Genomic DNA, 11,521 nt, shown 5'->3' on the forward strand with positions numbered 1-11,521 from the left:
ATGCCGACCAAGGCCGCGATTGTTGAGAAAGCCAAGAGAGCGAGTCGAGTTTCGATCGACGAGACGATCGCGCAGGACTCGACGATGCTCAGCAGCCAATTGCAGGTGCTGTTCGAGCGGTTGTTTTCGCCCGACGCCCGCAAATCGCTACGGCGGTTCAGCAGCACCGAGACTTCCAAGCTGCTCGGCGTTACCGACAGCTATGTTCGCCACCTCGCCGCCCAGGTGGAAAGCATCAATCCGGAAAAGACGGCGGCCGGTCGACGGGTGTTCTCGCTTGAGGAAATCCATGCAATGCGCCACCATCTCGGGCGCACCAAACCCTCCTATCTGCCGATGCGCCGGCCGGGCGACCATCTACAGGTGATTGCCGTCACCAATTTCAAAGGCGGCTCCGGCAAGACGACGACATCAATTCACCTGGCGCAGTTCCTGGCCCTTCGCGGCTACCGCGTGCTCGCCGTCGACCTCGATCCGCAGGCCTCGATGTCGGCGATGCTCGGATATCAGCCAGAATTCGACGTCGGCGAAAACGAGACGCTTTACGGTGCCATTAAATATGACGAAACGCGCCGCGACGTAGCCGACATCGTTCGCCAGACCTATTTTCCTGGGCTCGATCTCATTCCCGGCAATCTCGAACTGCACGAGTTCGAACACGATACTCCAAAGGCGCTCGCCGACACCAACCGCGACGACAAGGACATGTTCTTCATGCGGGTCGGCAATGCGCTGCATTCGCTGGAGCGGAGCTACGATGTCGTCATCATCGATTGCCCGCCGACCCTCGGCTTCCTGACACTGTCTGCTCTTTGCGCTGCCACCTCGGTTCTCATCACCGTCCATCCGCAGATGCTCGACGTGGCGTCGATGAACCAGTTCCTGACGATGACCTCCGACCTGCTGGCCGTCGTCAAGCAGGCAGGCGGCAATCTCGATTATGATTGGATGCGCTATCTGATCACCCGCTATGAGGCCAATGATGGACCGCAGGCGCAGATCGTCGCCTTCCTGCGCAGTCTGTTCGGCGAGCGCGTGCTGACATCGATGATGGTCAAGTCGACAGCGGTCTCGGACGCGGGCCTGTCGAAGCAGACAATCTACGAGGCGGGACGCGAGACAATGCATCGCCAGACCTATGACCGAGGCGTTGAATCCGTCGACAGCGTCAATGCCGAGGTCGAGCAACTCATTCGCAGCGCATGGAGCAGGACATGAGCCCAAAAGGACGCGATATCCTGAAGAGCATGGTCGGCGCCGTCGAGCCGACACGGCCTGAGGTGCCGAGCGTGCAACAGCCGCACCGGCCATCGGGAGCGGTCAAGGCGATGAATTTGTCGCTTGGTCGGTTGGGAGAGGAAGCAGCCGCCGCCAAGGCGCTGCGCGAATCGTTGGCTTCCGGTGACAAGGTGCTGGAGATTGACCCGGCTGCCGTCGAAATGTCCTTCATCCGTGACCGTATCCCGGTCGACAAGGATGCCGAGTTCGAGCGATTGAAGCAGTCCATCCAGGAAAGCGGACAGCAGGTTCCGATCCTGGTGCGGCCGGACCCGGTAAGGGCCGGGCACTACCAGGCCGCCTATGGCCACCGGCGCCTGCGGGCGGCAGCGGAGATCGGGGTTCCTGTTAAGGCCGTCGTGCGGAAGCTCACGGATGAAGAACTGATCCTCGCACAGGGTCAGGAAAATGGTCCCCGTGTCGACTTGAGTTTTATCGAGCGGGCCCTGTTTGCACGCCGCATGGATGAGTATGGCTTCAGTCGCGACATGATTGCCAAGGCGCTGGCGACAGACAAGCCGGAAACGTCAAGGCTCCTGCAGGTAGCTCAGACGATCGACCCCGAGATCATTCTCGCCATTGGGCCGGCCCCCAAGGTCGGACGCCCGCGCTGGCTGGCGTTTGCCGAGAAATTCAGGGAGACGAGCGGGCAGAAAAAGGCGCAGGCCGCAATCAGAACCGCCGGTTTCGGGACGTTGGAGACCAACAGCCGCTTCGATGTCATCTGGAAGGCGGTGGAGGAAAAGAGCGCACCGCAGCGTGCCGAGCAGACGCTCCGGACCCAAGGTGGCGCGCCACTTGCTTTGGTGGCCCGCTCCGGCAAAACCTTTCGCATCACCGTCAAATCGGCGGCGTTTTCGGAATTCCTGGCTCAGCGGTTGGCAGGCCTCGCCGCCGAGTTCGAAGAGGAAAATGAGGGAAAATGAGGCAGTTAGACCGATTGTCAGCTGACAATTCGGATAGGAGATAACGCGCAAAAGAAAAAAGCCCCCGAACGTCACCGTCACGGAAGCTTTCCTCGTAGTCTTGAACACCTCCGAGAATCGCACTTCCGAGAATCGCTGTCAAGAGTTTTTGGCGCCGTTTTGGTGAGCGGATTTCTTTTGCCTCGTTGAGGTAGACGATATGGAAACCGGAAGTGTGACGACGCCCTTCGGGCGGCGGCCGATGACGCTTGGCATGCTCGCAAGCCAGGTTATGGCAGGGAAGATCAAGCCGGATCAGTCGGTCGATAAGTGGAAATTGTTTCGCGCACTGTGCGAAGCAAAGCCGCTGCTCGGCGTCGGCGATCGGGCGCTTGCCGTGCTCAACGCGCTTTTGAGCTTTTATCCGAAGAATGAGCTGGCGCAGGGAAACGGTTTGATCGTCTTCCCATCGAATATCCAGCTTTCGCTCAGAACGCACGGCATGGCCGAACAAACCGTGCGGCGTCATCTCGCCGCGCTCGTCGAGGCAGGCCTTCTGTTGCGCAAGGATAGCCCCAACGGCAAGCGTTACGTGCGCAGGGACAGGGCAGGGGAGGTCGACGAGGCGTTTGGCTTCTCGCTGGCGCCGCTGCTTGCCCGTGCCGAGGAGATCGAACAGCTCGCGGCCGCGGTGATGGCTGAGCGGCTGCATGTCCAGCGCCTGCGTGAACGCATCACCCTTTGCCGCCGTGACATTGCAAAACTGATCGAAGCGGCCGTTGAAGAAGAGATCGTTGGGGATTGGCAAGGCCTGTACCGGGAATTCCGGGACCTGATCGAAAGCCTGCCGCGATCGCCGACGACAGCGCAGCTTGAACTGTTGCTCGACGAATTGACGGGTCTGCGCACAGATATTCTTAACCGGCTGGAAAGTCGGGTTAAATCAGCAAAACAGCGCGGCAATGCCGATTATATCGAGCGTCACATACAGAATTCAAATCCCGAATCTAAATCTGAACTTGAACCAGGCTTCGAAACGAAGCAGGGCGCGATAGCTGAGCCAGACAACGACCGAGGGGCCGTGACGGCAGAGAAGGGAAGGGGTAAGGCAACCCATCCCTTCCATCAGATGGAGGAAGAGCAAAGTCGACGGCCGGGGGGCCGCAACGATGGTGGCGGACTGAAATCCTTCCCACTTGGCCTGGTTCTGCAGGCCTGCCCGGAAATCCTTGCCTATGGGCCGGATGGCGCAATCCGCAACTGGCGCGATCTGATGGCCGCAGCCGTCATCGTTCGATCGATGCTGGGCGTCAGTCCATCGGCCTACGAAGAGGCCGCCAATGTGATGGGTCCGGAAAACGCCGCGACCGTAATGGCATGCATCCTGGAGCGAGGCGGCCACATTAATTCGGCCGGTGGCTATCTTCGTGGCCTGACGCGGCGAAGCGAAAAGGGCGAATTCGCGATCGGCCCAATGCTGATGGCGCTTCTGCGGGCAAATGCGCCGGCCGGGCGGAAAGTTGGATAGGCCTTCGGCTCCGTGCGGGCGGCGCCGATAGATAGCTAAGCTCGGGCAAAACTCTGCAGGCTGCTACGAGATTACCCATCACGACGATGTCGCCGGGTTTGAGCACTGGTACGAGTTGCTGCTCGACATAGGCGCGAAAGCACTCACCGTTGATCGAGTCCATCGAAGACACAGGGTGCGGTGAGCCGATCGCAGCGCAACGCGCCGAGGAAAGTCAGGGTGCGCCAATGTCCGTGCGGGGCGAAGCTGCGCAGGCGTTTGCCCTTCGGCCCCCACCCTCGAAGCGCCGCCATGTTGGTCTTGATCCAGGTTTCATCGATAAAGACCAGCCGTCTTGGATCGAGGCCAGACTGCCAGGATCGCCAGCGCTGTCGCCGTTGCGCGACGTCAGCGCGCGCCCGCTCAAGGGCGAACAGTGTTTTTTTGAACCGCAATCCCTCACGCCGCAGGAACTGCCACACCGTATCGTGGGATAGCTTCACCCGTGACATCGATCGGGGCAGCGGAAAATCTTCTCGTGCCAAGAAGAGGCCGAAGAGGGTGCCATCCACCAAGCCGGCTGCGCCGGACGCAACAACGGGCGAAAAGCCATCGCGGCAGCGGCAGGGGAGGGCTCATTCGCAGGCGGTAGGGCCTCAACTCCTGACTGCAGTCTCTCTTCCGCCATGATCACGCCGCCCGGACATCGGTTTGAGCGAAATCGTTGCCCTTGAACAGCAGCGGCTCGCCGGACGCTTTCGCCAGAGCATAGGCAAAGCAGTCGCCAAAGTTGAGACCGGCCTTGTGACGACCTTTTCCGAAATCGAGAAACGCCTGCCTTGCCAATTCGCCATGCTCGAGCGTGACAGGCTCGATGATGATGCCGGCGCGCCGGAAGAAGGCGTCGGCCTGGCGCATGCCGTCGGGGCCGAGCTGACCCTCGACCACCATCGACAACTCGACGTAATTGGCGACGCTGATCCGTGTGAGCTCCGCGTCATGGATGATCTTAACGAAACTCGCCGCCTCGGGCTCACGGTAGAGGATTGCGACCAGGGCCGAGGTATCGATGATCATTTCGGCAGGCCGTTCTCGTCGTAAAGGAACTCGGCATGGTCGACGTAGGGGCGTTTGACGTGCGCTGCGGCGCGATCGGCGATCGCCAGGAGCTCCTCGACGCTGGCACGCCCCTTTCGCCGTTCGATCTTCGCGAACCGCTCGCGCAGCGCCTCGGTGACAACGCGGGTCATGCTTTCTCCCGTGGCGTGGGAGATCGCCTGCGCCAAGCGATGGGCTTCCGGATCCTTGATGCTGAGGCTCATTCCGATAATTTCCGTCTAGAAAAATAGCGTTCTTTCTAGATTTCTATGCGCAATCTTCTTCATTTTCAAGCCTGTCGAATAATGTCCGATAAATTACCGGACATTTAGATGGAGCCACCTAGAGCATTCGAGCAGCGCGACCGCTTCGCCGCGTAGCGTTGTTATAGTAGCTGGATGCCTGCTGCACAGAGCGGTGGCGCGATTGCTCCATGGCTTCAGGAAGCGGGATGCCGCGGTTCGCAGCCTCCGTCAGATAGCCCGACCGAAGTCCATGCGCCGAAAACTCCCCAGGCTCCAACCCAGCTGCTGCCACCCGCCGCTTGACGATATCGTTGACCGCTTTTGGGTCGAGCGCCCGTCGGGATACATTGCCCCAGCGATCGATCGCTCGAAACACGCTGCCGCCATCGACTTTTGCAGCCGTCAGCCAGGCGTTCAGCGCGTCCACCGGCCGGCCGGTCAGATAGACGACCTCGTCCTGGCTGGCACCGGAATTCTTGGTGCGGCCAAGATGGATGGCGAGCGAGGGGAGGGCGATGTCGTCCTCACCGGTGACCGGCGCCTCGACCGTCAGTTGCTCCCGGCGCAGACCCGCGACTTCGCTGCGACGACGACCGCCGGAGGCGAAGGCGACCATCAGGATTGCCCGGTCACGGAGATCGCGCAGACTGTCGGTCGCGCAGGTCGCCAGCAGTTTTGCCAGCACATCGCCGGTGACGGCCTTGGCGCTCTTGCGACGCCGCGTCCGGGGGACGGCGCGAACGGCGAGGCGAATGGCTGATTTGAGGGCAGGGGAGGTGAAGGCGCCGTCGAGGCCGCGCCATTTGGTCAGCGTCGACCAGTTGGCGAGGCGCCGACGCACCGTGTCGGGTGCGTGTGGCCCCAGAGACCTCAGGAAGCCGCGAAAGCGCAAGACGTCTTCGACATCGGCCGGCATGCCATGCTCGGGGTCGTTTTCGCGCCGTTGCGGATCCCACAGATGATGGGCGACAAATTTAAGCAGCAGCGCCTCCGCCGCTGGCCAGGGCAGGGCGCTACCCGTCGCCGCAAGCGACCAGGCTTCGAGATAGGCGAGGTCGGAGGTCAGTGCCCGCAGCGTGTTGTCGCCCATACCGGCATTGACGAGATGCCGCAGCGTCTCGACATCCTGGTCGGTCAACAGCTCGGCGAGCTTGTCACGGCGGTCGATCGGCAGCACGGCTGCGATGGTGTCCAGGGCCTCGGCGCGGCTGGTGACGGATGCAGAATGCGTGACACTCATCGCGGCGCGCCGTCTGCGTCGTAGAAGTCATCGTGCGCGGACGTCAGATCCACGCCTTTCGGCCTGCCTGTCGCAGCAATAGCCCAGACATCATCTAGCGAAGAAGGTCTTCCGGCCTCGGCGATCCTGCTGGCTGAAGCGGCCGCTACCCCGTCGCCAAGGCTCTTCGTAGGCTGGTCAGATCCGAGAACAGGGCTCGAAGAAAACGCGGTGAGCCTTGCAACAGGTCGTCCGTCCCGGCACACATAGACCTCATCCTGACGGGCCAATTCGATGAGCTCCTCCAAGCGTTCCGCCGCTTCCTGGACATCAGCGAATATCATCATCACCAACCTCCTTACCATACCCGTTCGTGCAGCACCGCATCGAAGGCGATGTCGAGCGACACGAAGGCACAATGTTCCAACCGCGTCTGGGCGGCGAGAATGCGGTCCCAGGGATCGCGGTGATCCCAGTCGAAGCTTGCCGCCAGTTCGGCGTGTAGGTCGGTGATGGCAAGTGTCTGTAGGCCACTGTCAGAGACGGCAGCGCGCAGTTCCTGCGGTTTAAGATCGAGCTTTTTCAAACGCATCTTGTTGTCAAGCTCGTAGAAGGACACGGCGCTGACGAGGACGCTGTTGGCCTTGTCCTCGATCAGCGACCGGGCCATCCCGGACAGCCGCTCGCTGCCGATTGTCCACCAGTAGACAGCGTGGCTGTCGAGCAGAATCTTCATGGCTGGGACTGGCGGTCGGATGGACCACCCTGCCAGACGCCGACATCATCGGTCCAGTCGCCGGCGTCGATTGCCGCCTGCTCGGCATCGACCTCGTCGAACAGGTCGTCGGGCAGACCGCGCTGGCGCAGCAAGCCGAAGGGGCGCTTGCCGCCATCGGCTGGGCCGATGCGGGCATAGATCTCGCTGCCTCGCATGATAATGATTTCTTCGCCCTGGTTGGCGCGTTCGAGCACCTCGGCGAAATTTTTCCGCGCTTCGCTGATCTTGTAGCTGGTCTGGGACATCGTGCGCTCCGATTTTGCCTCTCAAGCTGCACGATAGCACCGTAAACCCCTGCGTACAATCCATCTGTACGTATCACTTCCGATAACCAGTACTTATCGATGGTTAGAAGTCCAACTGGCAATCATACCATGTGGCGAACCGTAATATTCACATAGAGTTCGTTTAGGAAATCATTTACTATGATTTCAATGGCTTATGATATCGCGAAATTCAGCATGAATTCCCTGATGCGGCCGGCTTTCGACGTCGGTGTTGTGGCTTTTACTTCCCGATTTCAATTGAAGCGCTAAGGTGAAAACCGAGCCCTAAATTTTGACGTAACGATTTCACGCCGAGAGCAGGCGAGGGGCTCTCAAAGACCCGACGCCTTGGTGAGATTGGTGTGGAAGCGGGCGCGTCGGCGCGATACTTGCGCGTCATTTCGGCCGAAGCGTCCCCAGCTGCTTTTTGCACATATCGCTCGTCGATCTCCGCCGAAGACGCTAGACCCGCGCAGCGAGTGGCCAGAGAATTTAAGTCCTCGCTCGACCTCGGCGGGGTCGTCACCCGCGCCGGCGGCAATCGCCGTGCGCACGGCTAGGCGCCACCCTGCTGGCCCTTAAGACAATCCGGTCTGACGTCCTTGACTTTGTCGACTGCCGGATCATCTCGTCAGATTGACAAATGTGCTACTGAGTAGCAAATTAAGGCTCAAAGGAGTAAACCGATGAGTATCAAATCGTCGATCTCGCTGACCGACCAGCAGGATGCGTTTGCCCGTTCGCTGGTGGAGAGCGGCCGGTATTCCAGCATGAGTTCCGTTCTTCAGCAGGGCCTAGAACTGCTTCGCCAAAAGACGGAAAGTGAGACCGTCGAAACGGCAGCGCTTCGCGAATTGGTCCAGCGGCGATTGAACGGACCGATGATTTCTGCGACGGAAATGGAAAGTCGCGTCGCGGCAATGATTGAGCGGAAGCGACGAGTTGTTCGTGTGGACCCTTGAATATTCTGGGGATGCCGAACGCGATTTCGAGTTGATCTTCGATCATCTGTTCGACGCCTATGTCGAATTCGGGGACTCGCCTGACGAGGCTGTGGAGCGTACCGCTGAACGGATCCGCAAATTGCGTGTCGAAATCGATCGTCTCGTCGATACACCCTATATCGGGACTCTGCGGTCCGATATTCATCCCGGGATCCGGTTTCTTCGGCGGGACAAGGCGGCTATTTGGTTTCTACCGGTAGAACATAGCCGCACAATCATGGTCGCGGCAATTTTCTACGGCGCGCAGGACCACACCAGAAATATGCTAGCGCGTATGCTGGCGGGATAAGGTCCCTACAGCCCCGAGGCCTTCGTCAGATTGACCCTAAATCGGTCGCGTCGGCGCTGGTATTTGCGGGTCATTTCGGCGCTCGCATGGCCAAGCTGCTTCTGCACGTAGCGCTCGTCGACCTCGGCCGAGGAGGCAAGCCCGGCGCGCAGCGAATGGCCGGAGAATTTGAGCGCGCGCTCGCCTTCGCTGAGATCGCCGCGAACACCGGCCGCCAGCGCGGTCTTCTTCACGAGGCGAGCCACCTCCTGGTCGTTGAGGCGGTCCGCCCCAACGTCCTTGCCTTTCCCGGTCACGCGGCGGAAGAGGGGCCCCTTGGCCAGCTTTGCGAAGCGGATCCAAGTCTCGACGGCGATGATGGGGCAGGTCGCATCCGACGAGCCGCGGCCGATCTCCACCTCGCGCCAGCCGGTTTTGCCGCGAATGGTGACGAGAATACCCTTATCGAAAATCTCGATCCAGCCGCGACCATCTTCCGTCTGGTCGCGGCCAAGGTCGAGGCCGACGACTTCCGAGCGGCGCAAGCCGCCGGCAAAGCCGATCAGCAGCATCGCCTGGTCGCGCAAGCCGCGCAGGGTTCCCCTATTCAGCGTCTCCAGCATGGCGATCAGCTCTTCCGGCAAAATAGCTTCCTTCTGCCGGGGAGGGGACGCATGGGTGTTGCGAATGCCGGCCATCACGGTGGCGATGGCGCGGTCCTTGCGATCGAGCGGAGTGCCGCGCTGCGAACAATTCCAGCTGATGGCGGACAGGCGCCGTTCGATCGTTGAAACCGTGTTCGCTTTCATGCCGCGTTCGGCGGTCCCTGACGCGCAGGCGGTGATGTAGAGGCCCACGACCTGCGGATCCGGGGGCAGGGGCGAAACATTCTGGCGCCGACACCAGGCCGAGAAATGTTTCCAGTCCGTGGCATAGGCGCGCCGAGTGTTGGCGGAGCTGGCTGCCTCGACATAATCGCGGGCCCGATCGGCAAGCTGCTCCAGGTGGGCGGGCAATGCGGTGCGTGCTTCCGGAAGAGGGGAGGGGAGTCCGGCGTTGCGCATCGGCATGCCGGGCGACGCCGGCGGCGCGGAAAGATCGTCGCTGGCGGCCGTGCTGCCAGACGGAGCTGAGATCGCCTGAGCGTCATTTTCGTCGTTTTGCTCGATGATTTGCGTCATTTCTCTATAATGACAGAAATGAACGATAATGGAAGTTTATCGTTCGTTGTGATATATCGACATGGCGTGCGGTTATGAGAACAGTGACTGGCTTAAACCGCACATCTGATTTATGCTCCGCCGCATGGATTCGCCCGTCACACCGTCACCGATGACCCCGACCTGGCCGCGGTTGCCCGAATGGGCAGTGGCGCGCGGGCGAGAGATGACGGAAGCGGGCGCCGCTTTCGCCTCTGGCATCGCCTTGAAATCACTTGACGATCTCGTGCGTTCAGAGCCAGCCTGGTCCGGCTGCTGGCGGTCCCGCCAAGCCCTGAAATGCGCTGCGGCTGCGGTGCGCCTGATGGGACGAACCGAGGACGAGACGTCGCTCCGTGACGCTGTGCTGCTCATCGCGGCGGGCGACGATCCCGGCCCTGCCGGCAAGGTGTTTTCGGCCTACAAGAAGCTGTCCGCGCGAAAACCCGGATTTTCGTCGAAGCTCGTTGCCGAACTGGGCGATTTGATGGGATTTGCCTGGGACGATCACCTCGCCGCCGTGTCCGATCATGCCGACGCCGCGCTGCAGTCCGGCCACCCGGCACCCTTCGCCGCGGCGGAGCTGGTCGCGGCTGTCCATGCCGAGCGCCCGGATGCTGAAGTGCTCGCCTGGGCGCTGGCCGACGTGCTGATCGCCGCGATGCTGAAATGGCCCTTTCCTCTGCCTCTGCTGATGGCCGAACGGTATGGACCGGCGTTCCGGACGATCGGCGGCAGGGGACGGGTGCGGCCCGGCGATCCGGCTTTCCCGCGGGCCGTCTGCCTCGCCCTTGTCGACGGTGCCAGCGCAACGCTACGTTCCGCGTCGGAAATCGCCCGCCGGGCCGACCAGCTTCTCGCAGTCGCGCCGAAGCTGCGCACCAAGGGCGCCGAGGCGGTCATCCGCAAGTTGCTCGACGAGGATGCCATGCCGGCTTCCGCACCAGGCGCGGGTCTCTCCCGCTGGGCCAGCACGCGATTGTTCGAGCGGCTCGAAGGGTTTGGGGCAGTGCGCGAATTGTCCGGCCGTTCGTCCTTCCGGATTTACGGGTTGTGAACATGGCGGGACAGAGCGCAGCGAAAACCAAACGCCGGCAGGACAAGGATCCACAACACGAGCTGCTGTTCGATCGGGAACTGGAAGACCTGCCGTCGGAGCTGCGCTGGCGGGAATGGATGCTGCGCGTCGAGGCGGTGATCTTTGCTTCCGCCGAGCCGGTGACCCGAGAGACATTGGCGCGGGTGGTCGGCAGGGATTGCAGCATCGACCTGCTCATTGATGATTTGCGCGAGGAACTTCGTTCCCGGCCCTATGAACTGGTGTCGGTCGCCGGCGGCTGGCAGCATCGAACGCGTTCGCGTTACGCGGACGCGATACGGGCTTCGTCGGCGTCAACGCGGGGAGGCGCGGCACCTCTGTCCGAATTCGAGGCGATGGTGCTGATGGCGGTGGGATATTTCCAGCCGGTCACCCGTGGCGAGCTTTCGAAGATTTTTGGCAAGGAGGTTTCACGCGATACCATCGGCGCCTTGCGTAGTGCCGGCTTCCTTGCATCCGGACCCCGCAGCCCGACGCCTGGGGCACCCTACACCTATGTGACGACCAAACACTTTCTTTCAAGCTTTGGCATGGAGACGCTGCGCGATCTGCCCGACCTCGAGCGATTGGAGGATGCCGGTCTGCTCAGCCGGCAGGCGCTTGAGGAGAGCGCAACCGCTGCGCCTGAGAGCGACGTTTTGGAGGAGTGACGATG

At 61.3% G+C, this 11,521-nt stretch carries 14 protein-coding genes and 2 pseudogenes; 7 read left to right on the forward strand and 9 right to left on the reverse strand.

Annotation, left to right across the window (positions count from 1 at the left end; all coding sequences use genetic code 11):
• From repA to repC, 3 genes are all read left to right on the forward strand, one after another.
• On the forward strand, nt 1-1,218 hold the full coding sequence (gene repA, locus RL_RS27430) for a plasmid partitioning protein RepA (RefSeq protein WP_011654071.1): 1,218 nt from the start codon (nt 1-3) through the stop codon (nt 1,216-1,218).
• Nucleotides 1,215-2,204, forward strand: a complete 990-nt coding sequence (gene repB / locus RL_RS27435) for a plasmid partitioning protein RepB (RefSeq protein ID WP_011654072.1) — start codon at nt 1,215-1,217, stop codon at nt 2,202-2,204. Before repA ends, repB begins: the two co-directional genes overlap by 4 nt.
• 199 nt (nt 2,205-2,403) lie before the next feature.
• The gene (gene repC / locus RL_RS27440) at nt 2,404-3,711 is read left to right on the forward strand and encodes a plasmid replication protein RepC (protein ID WP_011654073.1); all 1,308 of its coding nucleotides are present in this window, start codon (nt 2,404-2,406) and stop codon (nt 3,709-3,711) included.
• 67 nt (nt 3,712-3,778) lie between these two features.
• On the opposite strand, the pseudogene RL_RS27445 reads toward repC, so the two are convergent.
• The 8 genes and pseudogenes from RL_RS27445 to RL_RS40770 form a co-directional block, all read right to left on the reverse strand.
• Nucleotides 3,779-4,193: pseudogene (locus RL_RS27445) on the reverse strand (transposase); the annotation flags it as partial.
• 187 nt (nt 4,194-4,380) lie between these two features.
• On the reverse strand, nt 4,381-4,767 hold the full coding sequence (locus RL_RS27450) for a type II toxin-antitoxin system VapC family toxin (protein ID WP_011654074.1): 387 nt from the start codon (nt 4,765-4,767) through the stop codon (nt 4,381-4,383).
• Entirely contained in the window at nt 4,764-5,012 is a 249-nt protein-coding gene (locus tag RL_RS27455) for a type II toxin-antitoxin system VapB family antitoxin (RefSeq protein ID WP_003555240.1), read from the reverse strand. Before RL_RS27455 ends, RL_RS27450 begins: the two co-directional genes overlap by 4 nt.
• A gap of 118 nt (nt 5,013-5,130) precedes the next feature.
• Nucleotides 5,131-6,273, reverse strand: a complete 1,143-nt coding sequence (locus RL_RS27460) for a site-specific integrase (protein ID WP_011654075.1) — start codon at nt 6,271-6,273, stop codon at nt 5,131-5,133.
• A complete protein-coding gene (locus tag RL_RS27465; protein WP_011654076.1) occupies nt 6,270-6,599 on the reverse strand; it encodes a type II toxin-antitoxin system Phd/YefM family antitoxin in 330 nt (109 codons plus the stop codon). The genes RL_RS27460 and RL_RS27465 overlap by 4 nt, the downstream gene beginning before the upstream one ends.
• 11 nt (nt 6,600-6,610) lie before the next feature.
• Nucleotides 6,611-6,988: a type II toxin-antitoxin system VapC family toxin gene (locus RL_RS27470; protein ID WP_011654077.1), complete on the reverse strand. Its 378-nt coding sequence runs from the start codon at nt 6,986-6,988 to the stop codon at nt 6,611-6,613.
• On the reverse strand, nt 6,985-7,275 hold the full coding sequence (locus tag RL_RS27475; RefSeq protein ID WP_011654078.1) for a type II toxin-antitoxin system Phd/YefM family antitoxin: 291 nt from the start codon (nt 7,273-7,275) through the stop codon (nt 6,985-6,987). Before RL_RS27475 ends, RL_RS27470 begins: the two co-directional genes overlap by 4 nt.
• A 353-nt stretch (nt 7,276-7,628) precedes the next feature.
• Nucleotides 7,629-7,859: pseudogene (locus RL_RS40770) on the reverse strand (integrase); the annotation flags it as partial.
• Nucleotides 7,860-7,982: 123 nt separating this feature from the next.
• On the opposite strand from RL_RS40770, the gene RL_RS27480 reads away from it, so the two are divergent.
• Both RL_RS27480 and RL_RS27485 read left to right on the forward strand, forming a co-directional pair.
• A complete protein-coding gene (locus RL_RS27480) occupies nt 7,983-8,258 on the forward strand; it encodes a type II toxin-antitoxin system ParD family antitoxin (RefSeq protein ID WP_011654080.1) in 276 nt (91 codons plus the stop codon).
• A complete protein-coding gene (locus RL_RS27485; protein WP_173364459.1) occupies nt 8,239-8,589 on the forward strand; it encodes a type II toxin-antitoxin system RelE/ParE family toxin in 351 nt (116 codons plus the stop codon). Before RL_RS27480 ends, RL_RS27485 begins: the two co-directional genes overlap by 20 nt.
• 5 nt (nt 8,590-8,594) lie before the next feature.
• Here RL_RS27485 and RL_RS27490 read toward each other — a convergent pair whose 3' ends face one another.
• Nucleotides 8,595-9,749, reverse strand: a complete 1,155-nt coding sequence (locus RL_RS27490) for a site-specific integrase (RefSeq protein ID WP_011654082.1) — start codon at nt 9,747-9,749, stop codon at nt 8,595-8,597.
• Between the two features lie 124 nt (nt 9,750-9,873).
• On the opposite strand from RL_RS27490, the gene RL_RS27495 reads away from it, so the two are divergent.
• Nucleotides 9,874-10,824 (forward strand): DUF1403 family protein, encoded by a 951-nt coding sequence (locus RL_RS27495; protein ID WP_041936846.1) that lies wholly within the window; start codon nt 9,874-9,876, stop codon nt 10,822-10,824.
• A gap of 2 nt (nt 10,825-10,826) precedes the next feature.
• Nucleotides 10,827-11,516, forward strand: a complete 690-nt coding sequence (locus RL_RS27500) for an SMC-Scp complex subunit ScpB (RefSeq protein WP_041936814.1) — start codon at nt 10,827-10,829, stop codon at nt 11,514-11,516.
• The last annotated feature ends 5 nt before the right edge of the window (nt 11,517-11,521 follow it).

It is taken from the genome of Rhizobium johnstonii 3841 (assembly GCF_000009265.1).
Lineage (GTDB): Bacteria > Pseudomonadota > Alphaproteobacteria > Rhizobiales > Rhizobiaceae > Rhizobium > Rhizobium acaciae.